Origin of the sequence: Bacillus testis, assembly GCF_001243895.1 — a bacterium.
Classification (GTDB): domain Bacteria; phylum Bacillota; class Bacilli; order Bacillales; family DSM-1321; genus Bacillus_AD; species Bacillus_AD testis.
The window spans coordinates 3,347,882-3,363,691 of sequence record NZ_LN851186.1 but is presented as its reverse complement, the minus strand read 5'-3'; the positions used below and the strand labels follow the sequence as shown (position 1 = coordinate 3,363,691).

The window sequence follows — 15,810 nt, the reverse complement described above, 5'->3', positions numbered from 1 at the left end:
ATCAATCTTGGCATAGATAAAATTCTTCCCAAAGAATTGAACTCTACTCTGTAAAATGAAGGACAAGTGAATGTACCTGCCTTTTTAGTAGCAGAGTAGACTTTCGTCTTTAATATCTAAAAAACAATATATTCACTACAGTTGAATATAGAAAAGAATTGGGTGAAAAAGGTGGGCAGGTTGACTTTTAATGAAGCTATAAAGAGTTCATTTGTGTTAGTAGGATATAGTGCAGCAGGAAAATGGAGTGGAGATATTGTTCATCCGATTCCAGAACTGTGGGAAAGATCATATAAATGTATTAGTGAAAAAAATGCAGATAGAATCGTTGGAGTTTGTCTTCCTCCAAGAAGCGATCATTATTTCTATACCTGTGGAATGGAAATAGAGTCTGTAGATTTCCATAAAGTTGAACAAGGAATGACTTTACATACTTTTCCTACACAAAAATATGTCGTATTTAAACATATTGGTCACTCTAAGGAAATTCCAAATACTTACGCCTTATTATGGGACACATTTGATAATGAAGGATATAAAATGAAAGAAGGAATGCCTGAAATTGAGATAGTACACGCTAATATGTATGGAAAAGAAGAAACAAATGAATATGAAATGGAAATTTGGATACCTGTTGAATAATAAGTAGAGCCTTTTCAGCTAACGGGTGCTAGAGCAGAAGAGCAAGGCTGCTAATGAGCAGTCTTTTTTTGTTAGGTCACTATTGGGGCAGAAGAGTTGAAGAAGAAAATGATTTATTTGAACAAAGGGGATGTTCTTTTAGTGAAACAAATATATGCATTTGAACAAAAGAAGAATACGAAAAATATCAAGATCCTATACAACGATTCAGTAAAGAATTGAATGAATACCAAAAAATACTTGAACAAGAATATGCTTTGGTGGATATACCTAAAGGGATTTTGTGGACAACTAAAGAATTAGCAACTACTATTTTCTCTGTGATACCTATACCAGCCTACACCAATAAAGATTTAATTTATATGACACCTGATATAGAAAGCTGGCAGCAAATTTTTATAAAACAATTAGAGGGAAAAAACTTCCTAATGTACAAAGATTTTATGAAAGCTGTACAGAGAAAGAAATGCTTATTATATTAGCACACGAACTTACCCACCATTCTGATTTATTCTTAGATGATTTTGATGATGAAAGGGAAGATGGTATATGGTTTGAGGAGGGTATGTGTTTTTATTTGCCCAGAAAAATATTGTTAAATGAAAAGGAATTCAATGAAATAACATATGTAGAAACAGAGTTATTTGAAACTTTTAAAGATGAATATGGAAATCATTCATTGGATGACTTTGGTACTAGTTCATATCAAGGTAGTCTATCAGGTATTATGTTTGATTATTGGCGTAGTTATCTTGCTGTAAAATTTTTAGTAGAAGTAAGTGCTAATAACGATGTGAAGTTAGTTTTTGAAGAATATCATAAATGGGACCAAGAAGGTAGAAAAGTATCCTTAGCGGAGTATTTTGATATAAATTCCTTATTCAAGTAACAGGGGCAATCGTTTAATAAGATTGGCGTATTACTTCCTTTCTATTTGTCTATACTGATAAAAATAGAGGAGGAGAGTAATAGGATGATATTATCTGAAGCCTGGAATTTATATAAAGCTGACAAACAGATTCAAGGATATTCACCCCAGACGTTGAAAGCATATAATGTTCAATTAAAGTTGTTAATCCGACACCTCGGTGATCTTCCTCTTGATGAGATAACCACCGATTCATTAAAACTATACCTTGGAAATGTTGCTGATCAATTAAAGGCTGCTAGCTTGAGTCATAGGATTCGCTTTATATAATCGCTGTTTAGGTGGGCCCAGGACGAAAATGTTCTGAATGGTAATCCAGCGTCAAAAATTAAGGAACCCAAATTGGATATTCGAATACCAAAGTTTTTATCTGAAGTGGAAATTGAACATTTAAGAGAAGCTTGTCAAACTCCTTTAGAAAATGCATTATTTGAATTTATGTATTCAACTGGTTGTCGAATTGGAGAAGCCGTGACGCTCAATCGACAATCCATTCATTTTTCTAATCAGTCCTTAATTGTCTTAGGGAAGGGAAATAAAGAAAGAGAAGTTTATTTCAATACCAGGTGTGATATCTGGTTGAAGCGGTATTTGGACGAGAGAACAGATGATCAAGAAGCATTATTTGTAACGGTCCGTGCTCCACATCGAATGAGCATACCCCAAATGAGATATGTCATTAAACAGATATCTAAAAGATCGGGCATTAATAAAAATATTCATCCCCATCAGTTGAGACACAGCTATGCTACTACATTATTGAATAACGGAGCACCTCTAGAAGTCATTCAGAACTTGATGGGACACGAGAAGAGCGAAACAACGAAAATTTACGCCTATTTAAGTGGGACACTGCGCCGTGAGCTATATAAAAAGTATTTCTGATGAACAGTGGCATTGATTCAAGAAGGATTAATGCCTTTTTGTGTTGAACTCCTTATAAAGGTAACGGGCAGTTTAGCTCTAGAAGAAAATGCTAAAATAGAGGGTGAAAGGTGATGAAAAGTAAATGAATGAATTTCCAGAAGAATACGATCTTCTTTCGTTGTTTGAGTCTGAGCCTACCTTTTTGGACACTCCTTCAAATAATTTTCTATTTTATTACAATGAAGCAACCTATCAATTTTCTAATGGAGAGGAAGATTTTATTGTTAAACTTTGTCCTTCATATGGTGATGTGAGTATTCAAGTGAATCAACGGATTTCGAGGCGATTAATATCTCATTTGGATTTTAAACGAATAAATAAATTTGAAATTACAGCAGACAAAAAAGATACTTCGAGTATATTATTAACCATTTTAGATGAGGATTTTAAACAAATAATTGAAATTGATTTTAAACCAATCTTTAAACTTATTTTTAGCGAAGAGTGCATTCGGTAAAAGCAGTCATTACTGCACTAAAGATACAATAGCATAAAAACAGAACGGTCAGTTAGATGGCTTTTTTATTCTGCTAACAGGGGTGTTGATCCAAGAAGGATTAATGCCCTTTTATATTGAAAGCCTTAATGTAGAAACGTGGCAGGTTAGCTTAATAAGAAAGTGTTGTAGTAAATGAGGCCATTTGTTGTACAAAAAGAGGATAGATAGAGCATATTTTCTTCTGCTCATCTATCCTCTTTCATTTAACCTTCTATAATGTCTGACATTGTATAGAAATTCACTGTTGATAAAGGTTTTAAGAAATATATTGACTTTTAATAAAAAATGGTAGTTCCTTTTTATGTTTACAGAGGATAAATAAGATAAAATTTTCTATCAATTATGAAATTAGTAATTGACATTCACTATAGACGGGATAATAATATGAAAGGGAATGATAATTATTATCATTTAGAATATTAAAACGACAACTGAAAGGATGATGGCATTGTATAAAAAATGGAGTCTATTGCTTTTATGTTGTCTGTTTTACATGGCAATGGGGTCTTTTGGAGCAGCCTCCGCCAAAGAAAGCAACACAGCGCGGTCAGCCGAAAACCTTCTGCCCCCTCTTGAGGAAATGAAGGCAGAAGCTAAAACCGGCGATCTTGAAGGCGCGAACCTTTCTTTTTCGGCTTATAAGCAGCTTTTACTGCAAAAGAAAAACGATATACGTGAAGATTCTCCAGAAGCGCTCAGCAGCATCCAGACAGCAACTGCATCCCTTTCTCTGTCGCTGCTGAACGGTGAAGATGACCAATTGCTACAGGATATAGAAATCCTCACAGCTACCATCGAACAGTATAGCAACGGATCCTTGCAGACGGATCCCAATAAAATAGAAAAAACAAATTTGGCAGCTTATATTGCTTTATTGAAAGAAACAAGGAAGTCTCTAGAGAATGGGGATATAGCAAAAGCACAGGTCCAGGTTGGCGACTTAACACAGCAATGGCTTGGTGTAGAAGGGGATGTCGTCAGCCAGTCGCAGTCTGTTTATAATGATTCGGAAAAAAATTTAGTTTTGCTTGCTGATTACGTCAAGAACCGTGCAACGATTGATAAAGCAGTCCATATTTTGGACAAAATGGCCGTTAATCTGGAACCGCTTCAAAAAGATTCTTACGGCATGTGGGATGCCGCCTTTATCCCAATCCGCGAGGGCGTGGAAGCATTGCTTGTGATCGGCGCTTTGTTGACTGTGACTAAAAAGTCGAAGGTCCCGAACGGAAAGCGGTGGGTATGGGGAGGCACTTTGGTTGGCGTCATAGCCAGCATAGCTATCGGGTTTGTTGTTACATACTTCCTGTCTGCTATTGCTTTTGGAAAAAACAATTTCCTGCTTAATGGCTGGTCAGGTGTGATTGCGGCAGCCATGCTTTTGTATGTAAGCTACTGGCTGCACAGAAATACCTATGTAAAGCAGTGGAACCAATACATTAAAGGAAAGACTGAGAGTGCTCTAGGGAGCGGCAAAATGCTGTCATTTGCCTTTTTGGCATTCTTGGCAATTTTGAGGGAAGGGATGGAAACAGTTATCTTTCTAATCGGAATGGTCAATAGAATGGAAATGAGCACTTTTATAACAGGGATTCTAACAGGATTCGGAATTTTGGTTATCATTGGTTTCATCATGTTGAAACTGGGGGCTTCTCTCCCGCTTAAACCGTTCTTTCTGGTATCAAGTATAGTTGTCTTCTATCTGTGCCTTAAGTTCCTCGGTTCAGGCATCCATAGTCTGCAGCTTGCAGGTTTATTGGATTCCACAGTCAATGAAAGCCTCCCGACGATTGCTTTCTTAGGCGTATATCCGTCTTGGTACAGCACTTTGCCACAAGTGATTGTAGTGGCGGCAGCCATAGCTATTGTTGGAAAAAAATATATTCATAAACAATCAACAGAAAAACGTACAGGGGGATCTTATTCATGAACGTATACCGCAATTCTATGAAGGCATTCGCGCTTTCATCACTTCTATTGGTACCTGCTCTAGCCGGATGTTCGGATGATGCCGGCAAAAAAGAAGAAAAAACAGAGCAAAACACAGCAAAAACTACAAACAAAGATATAAAGCAAACAGCCCAGTCATTAAAAAAAATGGTGAAGACACTTGATGGTACAATAGAGGCTGCTGATCAGAAAAAATCAAAAGAAGCAGCTGAGACATTAAATAATGAATGGCTTGCAAAGGAAAATAATATTCGGGAAACCTACCCGCTTTTGTACACGGAAGTGGAAAAATACATGCAGCCTCTATATATGGAAGCAACAAAAGAGAAGCCTGACCAAAGCAAAATGAAGGATCTTTCCGGACAATTGGATACAGCGTTGGACAAACTGGCCAATGCAAAAGAATCTGAAGAAAAATCATCCGAAGCTTTAACTAAAGCGGTTAGTGATTATAAGCAATATGTAGATGAACAAATGAATCTATTAGTGGCATCAACCAAATCATTTGTCGACAGTGTGAAAGCGAAGGACAGTGAAAAAGCTAAACAATATTATGTCGAGTCGCGCACCTATTATGAACGAGTAGAACCAATCGCAGAAAGTTTTGGCGACCTGGATCCTAAAATTGATGCGCGTGAAGGAGATGTAGAGGCCTCTGAATGGGGAGGCTTCCACCGTATCGAAAAGGCACTATGGCAAAATGAAAATCTGGAACCTATGGCAAAAGTGGCGGATACACTAAACGCTGATGTGCTGACACTGCAGCAAAAGGTAAAAGATATCCAATTAAAACCTACACAAATTGTCGCAGGCTCCATGGAGCTGATCAATGAGGCGGCCATCTCTAAAATTACAGGTGAAGAAGAGCATTATTCACATGTAGACCTTATGGATCTGGCGGCGAATGTCGACGGATCACAAGCTGTATACCATGCGATCCTGCCGGCATTGAATGCAAAGGATCCTGAGTTATCCAGCAAACTTGATCAACAGTTCAATACACTGAACACAGCTTTGGCTCAATACCGTAAAAATGACCAATTCATTTTGTATACAGAATTAACAAAAGAGCAAGTTCGCGATTTAAGCCAAAAGCTAGGCGTGCTTGCTGAATATATGGGCAAAACCGCACAAATTCTACAATAAAGGACTGAGGAAACATGTCGGCTGAGAAAACCACCTCCAAGAAAATGACAAGACGGGAAATGCTTAAGATGTCGGCCTTTGCCGGAGCAGGGGCCATAATCGGAGCCAGCGGTTTAGGAGCAGTGACTGCTTTATCTGATCATCTGATGCCTAGTTCGAAAAAAGCTGCGGCTTCGGGAGAAAACGATCACCGTGTTCCATTCTATGGCGACCATCAGTCCGGCATCGTGACCCCTCAGCAAACGAGTGCTTATCTTGCTGCATTTACGATCACGGCGACCAAGAAGGAAGAAATAATCGCTTTATTTAAGGATTGGACCCATCTGGCCGAAATGCTCTCCAAGGGAGAAGTAAAACAAGAGGACCATGCCAATGATTTTATTCCGCCGAGCGACACGGGTGAATCAGCTGGTCTTGGCGCATCCAATTTGACCATTACGTTTGGAATCGGGCCAACTTTCTTTATGAAAAACGGTGTCGACCGATTCGGACTGGCCGCAAAGAAGCCAAAGTATTTGCTCGAAATCCCTGCAATGCGGGGAGACAGCCTGCAGGAACCGTTCATTGGAGGGGACCTTTGCATACAGGCCTGTGCCGATGATCAGCAAGTAGCATTCCATGCAATCCGCAATATGATCAAGGCGGCATCCGGCACTGCAGATATTCTGTGGCTACAATCTGGCTTCATCAATGGAGCAAAAGGAGAGACGCCACGCAATCTATTCGGATTTAAAGACGGTACTGCAAACGTTTCTCACAAGGAGACAAACAGACTGAAACAAATTGTCTGGGCAGATGAAGGAGAGCCGGCATGGATGAAAGGCGGATCCTATATGGCATACCGTAAAATCATGATGATGATCGAAATATGGGACCGTACCTCGCTCAAAAGCCAGGAGGATACGTTTGGCCGAAAGAAAGACAGCGGTGCAGGCTATGGAAAAGTGAAGGAACATGATGCTGTTGATACCACACAGATGCCGATTGGCGCCCATACACGTGTAGCCAGGGAAACGGGCCGGGAAATTTATCGCCGGGCTTATTCTTATACGGATGGCATCGATACGTTGACCGGCAATATGAATTCCGGCCTGATGTTCATCTCTTTCCAAAAGAATCCGGCTAAGCAATTTGTGCCTATGCTGAAAAAACTGGCTGAGACAGATGCTCTGAATGAATATATCAAACATGTCGGCAGCGCTATGTTCGCCTGTCCCCGCGGCGTGCGGAAAGGCGAATACCTTGCTCAGGATTTATTTAAATGAATAGTGAACGAAAAAGCGGCATCCTGGTTATATAAAAGGATACCGCTTTTTTTGTTTGGTTTAGCGTAGGTATGGAGGGAAATAAATAAAGGAAAGAAGTGAATGAAAGAAAGTGAGGGGGTGGAGGTCATGAGTGAAAAGGAAAATACGAAGAAGAATCAAGCGGCCGTTTATGATCAATCGGTTCAGATGAGCAAGGAAGAAAGAAAACAATGGTTCAAGAACCAATGGAAAAAAGGGGATCCTATCCTGAAGGGAATCATGGATGAAGTAAAAAAAGACCGTAAATAGAAAGACAATCGATCAGGTGTAAGATCATTCTAAGTTGCGCTAAAACGCCCACTTGAATGCGGGAGTAAAGACAAAGAAATGAAGTGGAAAATCAAGCTTCAGTAAGAATCCGATTGGTTCGGTGGGGGATAAATACCCCCACCGATAAAAGGTTCACTTTATCCTTCTACGACGGGTTGAATTGCCTGGTCGAGGGATTGTAGCTGCTGGACAAACGTCTTTTTCCATATATGATAGGCGATTAAGGCAAGAATGCTGAGTCCGCAAATGCCAAGCAGCAGCCAAGAAGGCATTTTTTCTAATAAACTGCCGAATAGGATATATCCAAGGGGCGTCATCGCGGTCGCACCTGTTTCCAGGAGAGAATTCACACGGCCCCGATACTGGTCGGGCACATGCTTTTGCATGAGGACGCCGATTGGCATATTCACGATCATCAACAAAATGGAAAGGATAAAGACCAACGAAATTAAGTAAATAAATACCGTTGTGTTAGAGAGGCTTTGAAAGGCGGATAAAGATGGAAGCCCCATCAAGATCAATAGGATGGATAAACCTGCAATTCCACCTAAAATGCCGATATCCTTCCGTTTCATTTCCGGACGGGTGGACATGAAAATCGCCATTAACATGAAGCCGACGGAAAACGATCCTTCAATGATACCGAATTGGGTGGAACTCATATGGCGAATGGTCAGGACTAAATACGGCATGGCAACCGGAAAGACAGCGAACCAAAAGTTAATCCAAATAGAAATGCTAATCAGTTGTTTGATGAATGGCTGTGTTCTTACATAGGCCAATCCGGATTTTAAATCCGCCAAAACGCTGGATGTCTGTTCTTGATCACGCGGTTCGGCAAAGAGATTATACTGGATAAAGACACTGGCAATAGCAGAGACCAAAAAAGTGAACATATTAATCACCATAAAATCATGGAGAGGCAAGATGCCGAATAGAATGCCGCCGAGCACCGGGCCAAGAATGGTGGAAAGAGATGAAACGGCTTGATTAAGCGACATCGCTTTTTGAATATGGTCGGGGCCGACTGTGTTATGGACAGCCGATACCACAGCAGAAGAATAAAAAACATTCAGTATATTTAGAATAAATGTTGATAAGTAAAGCACCCAAATATCCTGTGATACAAAGGTGAACAGCGCTAAAATAACGCCGATCCAAACAGCGCAGGCAAAATCGGAAAATATAATGATTTTTTTCCGATCCCAGCGATCGCTCAGTGTTCCAGCAATCGGCGATAGGAGTACCCTTGGCAGCGTGCTCAGTAATAGGGTTATGGCGAAATTCAGGCTGGAGCCTGTTTCGGCCAGGATATAGAGCCCCACGGTAAAACTAAAAATAGAAGAACCAAGCACTGCTGTCAACTTGCCTGTCATAAACAGGATTAGATTCTTTTTTATGGCCTGTTCCATTCATCTTCCTCCTCTATGGGCACCTTCTTAAATATGCAGTTAATCTCATAAGATGTCCTTTCCTGATTATTTCTCAGGGTTTTTTCGACAAAGCGCTCCAATAAACTGTCAAATTGTTTATTAAATTCTTCTAGTTCTTCCTCGGACAGTGAAATATAGGACCTTCTGCATTGTTGTATTTCTAAGTAGTCCTGCGGTTCATCCTTTAAGCGGAAATGTGTAGCGAGGGGGCGGTAATATTTTTCCACGATCCCTTTATTCATTTTTGTTTCTTCGATGTGGAGGATGCCGCCATTGTATAACTGCTGGATATGGTAATGGATGCTGCCCGGGCTTTTCCCAAGCTCGTCTGCTACTTGCTTGGCTGTCATCGCCTTTTCGGCAAGCAGATAAAGTATTTTTACACGCAGCGGCGAGGAGACCAGTTTTTGTTGGACAAGATCGATATCCATAATCTTAGGGGTTAGTTTCATATTTCCACTTCTTTCTGTTCACTCTGTCAATTATTGAACTAAAGTTATTGTACATTCTAATTTTTTAGAACACAACCATAATTTGGCATTTTTGTCCTAGTATGCATAGTGATCAAAAAAACATCCACCGACATATTAGTCAATGGATGCAGGTACTCATCTATTCTTTTACATACAGTTTTTTAAGCATTGTTTTTATTCAGTTGCTTGTCTTGCCTCTGTCATCTGTTTCCAAACAGACCCTTTTGCCGCTTCTCCGTTTTCAATCCGGTCGATTGCCATTTTAACCTGTAGGGCGACTTCGAATTCGGGATCATTTTCGGCTGCGTGCAGTTGCGGCAATACGCGCTCGTCCCCTAATTCATACAAAAACATTGCTGCACGCCAGCGAACAATTTTACTTTTGTCCTGCAAACTTTTGGCCATTTCATCCATTGCCTGTGGAAATCCAAGGTCGGACAAACAATCGCCTGCTGTTCTGCGGACGGAAGGATTTTTGTCATTCAATCCTTTATAAAGAGCGGGCAGCACTTTTTCATCCTCAATCATTCCAAGATACACGACAGCTAGCCGGCGTATGGAGGTTTTAGGATCGTTCAAGGCTTTTTCAAGAAGTCCGATATCTTCGCTTGTCGGATCTTCCATTTGATCCAATGCCATATAGCGTTTTTCCCAATCATCGGCCTCAAGCATCTCTTCTGTCAATTTGATTTTTGGCTTTCGTGTGTGGTTCTTTTGGGAAGCGGATTGCTGCTGGGTTTCCTTGACAAGGGAATCAAGTCTCTCTTGAGGGTAGGTGGCCAAAATTTCTTCTTCAATTTCTTTGCCTATGGCTTCCATATCGCCGTACCGAACGCCATAATCTACCCATTTCCGTGACATAACAACATTATCATCAGGCTTTTGGGAGGCGCCGATTGCGTCTATAAATTGTTTTGGGAGGGCAAAACGCTTCTCAGCAGTTCCATCATTCAGCTTTATTTGCATGGGGATGCCCTTGAATTGCTGGACTAGGACATTCACTTCTCCATAGTGTTCAAGCATGTCATTGCTGCCTTCGCTGGAAGCTCCCTCTTCACCGAAGACACGGCGGACACTGATTAAGAGGTCTTTCCAGTCATATTTTGGATTGCGTTCGACAGCAAGAAAGTCGGCAACATGGTATACGCCTTTAATTCCTTCAATCTCAAGGATCTCCCGGATAAGCTGGGGAGCATGTTCGGCCTGACCGCTTTTGTAATTATTGCTTTTTCCGGCAGGCAGCTCTTCTGTTAGGTTTATTTTCATGGTATTGGGGCTCGGGGTAGGTTCGATCGAGTTGATATTCATCACGGTACACTCCTTTTTCATGCATCAAGTCAATATAGCTTCATCTTACATAAGTCTAATTGAAGAAATCAAACCGGGAGCTTACAGATAAAGCGAAACTTTGACCGGTGAGGGTTTTCATTCCTCCCACAAATCATATTAGATGAACCAATTTGGAACGGAATAAAAGCAGCAGACATAAACATACCCCGGATGATAGAAATTCCAGGGTACACCAATCTAGATGGATGAATAGTCAGCAACGGAGCCATCTTTTCGTAATAAGCATCTCTTTCCGCTTGTTCGGCGTCTTTATCGAAAGGTGTCGTTTGGGTTTTAGAAGCAGGAATTACCACGTACAATGCAGTTTAGCACGAGGGGTACTGGGTATTATTTCTATATGAAATATAGATCGCTATTTAAAGATAAGCGCTTATTTAAAGAGAGGGAGGAAAACAAATGTATAAATCAGTGTTTGGCGTGTATGAAACGGGTTCTGAAGTGAAGAAAGTGATTACGGCTCTAATTCAAAAAGGGTATGAAGAAGATGAAATTACAGTGGTTGCTGATCGCGAAGACAGACTCGCTTTCACCCATTACCATCCGACAGATGTAAATAGGGTCACGAATTCAGAAGAAAACGAAACGTTCATGGATAAATTCATTTCGTTCTTTACGGATGATGAAACGCATATCGTCGAAGAAAAGTTGGAATCGTACGGATTGTCAAAAGAAGAACGGGATGTTTATTTGAGAGATATCGAACATGGGCGAATCCTTGTTTTAATAGATGATAAAAGACAGAGACAGCTTGCTTATGCAGAACGGAATGTGCCGCTAACAACTACAGAAGAATATGATACGCTCGGCAACCATAATCCTGATCCCAATCTTTTTGCCCAGAGGGATGAAACGTTGGAGAACCTTGATTTTGACAGCAGACAAGAGCTGTTGAGGAAGAGTGCCGAAGAGGAGCTGCGGCACCCGCATTCGAAGGGCCAATCAGGACAGCATGAACAACTTTCTTGGGATACGGATGGCCAAGGATTGCATGGCAACCGTCATGGAGACCAAAAGCCAAATACCCATGCTACCGGAAGCGTAATAATGACTTTAGGAGAATTACATGAACGCCAACAAAGGGGGAACGATCCGGCAAGAAACGGCATCATGGAAGAACAATCGCTGACAGAAAATGAAAGACGGGCGGCAGTCGATTTGACTAAAGATACAAATTCAGCTAGGAAAGAATGACTGAGGGCTGATTTAAGCACAGGCTCTCCTAAAAAGAAACCTATTGAAAAAGCAAAGCGTTCTTCATCGCTTTGCTTTTTTACTTGCTATCCTCTGTGCTTCTTCGGCGTTTGTTAAGATTTAAAATAAACGGTGTAGCCGAATTCCTTTTCTAGGATGCTTTTCGCCTTGTTGGCCGACTCTGCCGTAGTGAATATTCCTGTTGTAATGCGCAGTCCGTTTTTATTGTAAGGGTAGATGATCCATCCAGTTTTTTTGCTCACTGCTTCAATCGCTGCTTTTTGTGAAGCTTGGTCAGTAAAAGTTCCAGTCACTAACCGATAATATTTTGCCTTATTGCCGTTGTTATATCCGCTTTCTCTATCTTTGTCAGCTGCCCCTGAATTGCTGCTGGCATGTCCAGAGTCAGTGAAGATTTTCACCATTTTGCTCACCTCTACATAGTGTATGATTTGAAAAGGACAAGTGTGATTTAGCTATGAGATGTAATGCTTTGGCCAAAAATAATATATATATAAAATAAAAAAGCCTTAGAACCAATCGGTTCTAAGGCTTAAGTGATGGAGAATAGGGGGCTCGAACCCCTGACCTCTACGCTGCCAGCGTAGCGCTCTCCCAGCTGAGCTAATCCCCCGGGATAAAACTAGATTACCTCTCTAATTTTATCCAAAAAACTATTTTTGTCAATAAAAAAATCAAAAATATTATAGATCCTGCAATTCTACTGCTTTGATGCCTTCAATTTGTTTAATGCTTTCGTATACTTCCACTGTTTTTTTCAGGCGATGCACGGTGGCTGTAATTTGTATAAGGTGGCTTTTCTCTAAATCACGGATTTTTAGAGTTTTAATATGGATATGTTTTGCTTTAATACTCTCGACAATATTCGTGATCTTCTCGTGTTCTTCTACTTTTAATTGGATCAACAATACTTTATGCCGCAATTGTTTAGGACCGATATAATTCATGATCAAGGGCACTAGATCAACAGAAATAATAATCAGGCACACTACCGCAATTGCTTCCACAAAGAAACCTGCCCCCACCGCAATCCCGATGCCGGCAGCTCCCCAAATGATGGCAGCCGTTGTCAGTCCGGAAATGCTGTCGTTTTCCCGTCTCAGTATAACCCCCGCGCCAAGGAATCCAATTCCGGAAACGATTTGGGCAGCAAGACGGAGTGGGTCAAACGATATGTTGACATTGCTCTGTGCGGGAGTGATATATGTAGTATCGATGGATACAATGGTTAGCAAGCAGCTTACAATGGAAATAACGAGACTGGTCTTTAGTCCGACAGGTTTTCTTTTAATTTGTCTTTCCATACCGATGATCATTCCAAGAACAGCTGTCAATCCAAGTTTGAAAAGAATATCTAAACGGGTGTGAAAGGCAAATAGGTTTTCTATCATGTCCATTGGGCCATCTCCTTCCTTGAGGTGAAATCCTTGTTTATGTACAGACTTATAGATTATTTGTTTACTATATTCACTGTCTGTAAACATGGAAAAGATTATTAATTCTTTAAGCGTTGTTTTTCTGAGGGCAGGTGTTTTTGGCTTTTTAAACAGTGACTTATGGGTCAGATCAAGAGTAGAATGGTTTTTATATAGATTATGATAGATTGAGGAGGAAGCGATGGAGAAACCAAAATACAATCCATATTTTTTATTAGCGATAGGGGTTTTTTCTGTCTCCACGTCAGCTATTTTCGTAAAATTATCCACAGCACCATCCGGGGTGATTGCTTTCTATCGCTTGTTCTTTTCGGTGGTCGTTATGCTACCGATTTTTGTGTGGAAATGCAGGCCTGAGCTGAAGCGTATTACAAAGCGGGATTGGTTGTTAATGGCGGCAGCGGGGATCTTTTTAGCTTTTCATTTCATTTTATGGTTTGAATCTTTGCGGTATACATCCGTAGCGAGTTCGACCGTACTCGTCACCATTCAGCCATTATTCGCATTCGTAGGGGCTTTCCTCTTTTTTAAGGAAAGTATATCGATGAAAGGGATAATTAGTGGGCTCATCGCCATAGCGGGTAGTTTCATCATTAGTTGGGGAGACTTTAAGATAAGTGGAATGGCATTATTTGGTGATGTCCTGGCGTTGATTGCTTGTGGTCTTATAACAGCATATCTTTTAATAGGGCAGGATGTCAGACGAAGAATAACATTGGTTGCATATACGTTTCTTGTTTATAGTGCGAGCTCTATCGTCCTGTTCTTGTATGTGTTGATTCGAAAACAGCCATTATTACATTATCCTGTAAGCGACTGGATGTATTTCTTATTGCTTGCACTTATACCTACGCTGCTTGGCCATACATTGTTCAATTGGTCTGTACGTTGGATTTCTGCTACAACCATTTCTATGGCAATTCTTCTAGAACCAATAGGGGCAGCGATTCTTGCCTACTTTGTTTTAGATGAAACAGTGGCCATCACCCAAGCAATAGGAGGGATTATTGTCATAGCAGGTTTGTGTTTATTTTTAATAGATGAAAGAAGTGTAAAAACGAAAGCAGGGAAAATACGGTCATAAGCAGGCAGCCAATCACTGGCTGCCTGTGTTTATAGGAATAAAGGCAAATTTTGTCTTTGGAAGTTTTAGCGCTCGCTAGAATGGGTAAAATAAGTTTTTGAAAAAAATTTTAAGAAACTATTGCACAATCGTGATTATCGTGATAAATTATATCTTGTCGCTGAGATGAAACAAGGCGGCAATCAAAAAATAACTTTTTCAAAAAAGTTATTGACACCGATTTAACGAGGTGTTATATTAATAAAGTCGCTCGGTTGAGTGATTTGAAAAAGAAATAAAAAAGTTGTTGACAAGAAAAACTTATTTCGATATAATGAAATAGTTGTTTCTAACAAATGGNAGATGAGATTTCCCATAGCGTCAAGCTAGTAAGACCCCTGAGAGATGATCAGGTTGATAGGTTCGAGATGGAAGTGTGGCGACACATGGAGTTGACGAATACTAATCGGTCGAGGACTTAACCTAATTATAAAGCGAAGGCGACTGTCCAGCTTTGACGGCGTTGGAGGGTTGACACTACAAATCCCGGTTTTGGATTTGCAGTGGCGAACCGAAACGACCGAAAAGCTAGGAGCCGTAGCTAGATTGAGTGTTTGAACAAAAATCTTACCCCTTCCGTTATCTAGTTTTGAAGGAATAAATTTCTTCTTGAAATTATTTGGACAAGCAGATATAATAATACTTGTCTCAAATGAATGTCTGGTAATGATGGCGAAGAGGTCACACCCGTTCCCATTCCGAACACGGAAGTTAAGCTCTTCAGCGCCGATGGTAGTTGGGGGCTTCCCCCTGCGAGAGTAGGACGTTGCCAGGCAATAAATGGAGGATTAGCTCAGCTGGGAGAGCATCTGCCTTACAAGCAGAGGGTCGGCGGTTCGATCCCGTCATCCTCCACCATATTTTCCTTATAAGATGCCGGTGTAGCTCAGTTGGTAGAGCAACTGACTTGTAATCAGTAGGTCGGGGGTTCGACTCCTCTTGCCGGCACCATCTTTCTTATGAAAGAGAGCCATTAGCTCAGTTGGTAGAGCATCTGACTTTTAATCAGAGGGTCGAAGGTTCGAATCCTTCATGGCTCACCATTCAGATTTGCGGGTGTGGCGGAATTGGCAGACGCACCAGACTTAGGATCTGGCGCCTTACGGCGTGGGGG

15 protein-coding genes, 4 tRNA genes, 1 rRNA gene and 1 pseudogene are annotated in these 15,810 nt (G+C 40.8%); 15 read left to right on the top strand and 6 right to left on the bottom strand.

Going from position 1 to position 15,810, the window contains the following annotated elements; all coding sequences use genetic code 11:
* The first annotated feature begins 171 nt into the window (after window positions 1–171).
* From BN1765_RS16705 to BN1765_RS20165, 9 genes and pseudogenes are all read left to right on the top strand, one after another.
* Window positions 172–642 carry a GyrI-like domain-containing protein gene (locus BN1765_RS16705; protein WP_230199544.1) on the top strand — a complete coding sequence of 157 codons (471 nt, stop codon included), beginning with the start codon at window positions 172–174 and terminating at the stop codon, window positions 640–642.
* 218 nt (window positions 643–860) lie between these two features.
* Window positions 861–1,124, top strand: a complete 264-nt coding sequence (locus BN1765_RS20525) for a hypothetical protein (RefSeq protein ID WP_230199543.1) — start codon at window positions 861–863, stop codon at window positions 1,122–1,124.
* Complete coding sequence (locus BN1765_RS20520) at window positions 1,109–1,531, top strand: hypothetical protein (protein ID WP_230199542.1); 423 nt, start codon at window positions 1,109–1,111, stop codon at window positions 1,529–1,531. The genes BN1765_RS20525 and BN1765_RS20520 overlap by 16 nt, the downstream gene beginning before the upstream one ends.
* An 84-nt stretch (window positions 1,532–1,615) precedes the next feature.
* Window positions 1,616–2,455, top strand: a pseudogene (locus BN1765_RS19685) (tyrosine-type recombinase/integrase).
* Between the two features lie 124 nt (window positions 2,456–2,579).
* A complete protein-coding gene (locus tag BN1765_RS16685) occupies window positions 2,580–2,954 on the top strand; it encodes a hypothetical protein (protein ID WP_050616172.1) in 375 nt (124 codons plus the stop codon).
* A gap of 490 nt (window positions 2,955–3,444) precedes the next feature.
* The gene (locus BN1765_RS16680) at window positions 3,445–4,926 is read left to right on the top strand and encodes an FTR1 family iron permease (protein WP_230199541.1); all 1,482 of its coding nucleotides are present in this window, start codon (window positions 3,445–3,447) and stop codon (window positions 4,924–4,926) included.
* Window positions 4,923–6,092, top strand: coding sequence for an iron uptake system protein EfeO (gene efeO, locus BN1765_RS16675; protein ID WP_050616170.1), 1,170 nt, complete (start codon window positions 4,923–4,925; stop codon window positions 6,090–6,092). Before BN1765_RS16680 ends, efeO begins: the two co-directional genes overlap by 4 nt.
* Before the next feature lie 14 nt (window positions 6,093–6,106).
* Complete coding sequence (gene efeB / locus BN1765_RS16670; RefSeq protein ID WP_050616169.1) at window positions 6,107–7,357, top strand: iron uptake transporter deferrochelatase/peroxidase subunit; 1,251 nt, start codon at window positions 6,107–6,109, stop codon at window positions 7,355–7,357.
* A gap of 129 nt (window positions 7,358–7,486) precedes the next feature.
* A complete protein-coding gene (locus BN1765_RS20165; protein ID WP_154666095.1) occupies window positions 7,487–7,648 on the top strand; it encodes a hypothetical protein in 162 nt (53 codons plus the stop codon).
* Window positions 7,649–7,806: 158 nt separating this feature from the next.
* Here the strand turns inward: BN1765_RS20165 and BN1765_RS16665 are convergent, their stop codons facing one another.
* The 3 genes from BN1765_RS16665 to BN1765_RS16655 all read right to left on the bottom strand — a co-directional run bounded on the left by BN1765_RS16665 (window position 7,807) and on the right by BN1765_RS16655 (window position 10,883).
* Complete coding sequence (locus BN1765_RS16665) at window positions 7,807–9,081, bottom strand: MFS transporter (protein WP_050616168.1); 1,275 nt, start codon at window positions 9,079–9,081, stop codon at window positions 7,807–7,809.
* Entirely contained in the window at window positions 9,066–9,554 is a 489-nt protein-coding gene (locus BN1765_RS16660; protein ID WP_230199540.1) for an ArsR/SmtB family transcription factor, read from the bottom strand. Before BN1765_RS16660 ends, BN1765_RS16665 begins: the two co-directional genes overlap by 16 nt.
* A 195-nt stretch (window positions 9,555–9,749) precedes the next feature.
* Window positions 9,750–10,883, bottom strand: a complete 1,134-nt coding sequence (locus tag BN1765_RS16655; RefSeq protein ID WP_050616167.1) for a conserved virulence factor C family protein — start codon at window positions 10,881–10,883, stop codon at window positions 9,750–9,752.
* Between the two features lie 438 nt (window positions 10,884–11,321).
* Between BN1765_RS16655 and BN1765_RS16650 the strand changes: the two genes are divergently transcribed.
* A complete protein-coding gene (locus BN1765_RS16650; RefSeq protein WP_050616166.1) occupies window positions 11,322–12,116 on the top strand; it encodes a YflT domain-containing protein in 795 nt (264 codons plus the stop codon).
* 113 nt (window positions 12,117–12,229) lie between these two features.
* On the opposite strand, the gene BN1765_RS16645 is transcribed toward BN1765_RS16650, so the two are convergent.
* The 3 genes from BN1765_RS16645 to BN1765_RS16635 all read right to left on the bottom strand — a co-directional run bounded on the left by BN1765_RS16645 (window position 12,230) and on the right by BN1765_RS16635 (window position 13,534).
* Window positions 12,230–12,541 carry a hypothetical protein gene (locus BN1765_RS16645; protein WP_050616165.1) on the bottom strand — a complete coding sequence of 104 codons (312 nt, stop codon included), beginning with the start codon at window positions 12,539–12,541 and terminating at the stop codon, window positions 12,230–12,232.
* A 136-nt stretch (window positions 12,542–12,677) separates the two neighbouring features.
* A tRNA-Ala gene (locus BN1765_RS16640) sits at window positions 12,678–12,750 on the bottom strand.
* Window positions 12,751–12,820: 70 nt separating this feature from the next.
* On the bottom strand, window positions 12,821–13,534 hold the full coding sequence (locus BN1765_RS16635) for an MgtC/SapB family protein (protein WP_082195509.1): 714 nt from the start codon (window positions 13,532–13,534) through the stop codon (window positions 12,821–12,823).
* A 220-nt stretch (window positions 13,535–13,754) separates the two neighbouring features.
* Between BN1765_RS16635 and BN1765_RS16630 the strand changes: the two genes are divergently transcribed.
* From BN1765_RS16630 to BN1765_RS16610, 5 genes are all read left to right on the top strand, one after another.
* Window positions 13,755–14,657 (top strand): DMT family transporter, encoded by a 903-nt coding sequence (locus BN1765_RS16630; RefSeq protein ID WP_050616164.1) that lies wholly within the window; start codon window positions 13,755–13,757, stop codon window positions 14,655–14,657.
* Window positions 14,658–15,355: 698 nt separating this feature from the next.
* Window positions 15,356–15,471 (top strand): 5S ribosomal RNA (gene rrf, locus BN1765_RS16625).
* 7 nt (window positions 15,472–15,478) lie between these two features.
* Window positions 15,479–15,554 (top strand) — tRNA-Val (locus tag BN1765_RS16620).
* Window positions 15,555–15,571: 17 nt separating this feature from the next.
* Window positions 15,572–15,647, top strand: a tRNA-Thr gene (locus BN1765_RS16615).
* A 16-nt stretch (window positions 15,648–15,663) separates the two neighbouring features.
* Window positions 15,664–15,739: transfer RNA gene (locus BN1765_RS16610), tRNA-Lys, on the top strand.
* Window positions 15,740–15,810: the final 71 nt, after the last annotated feature.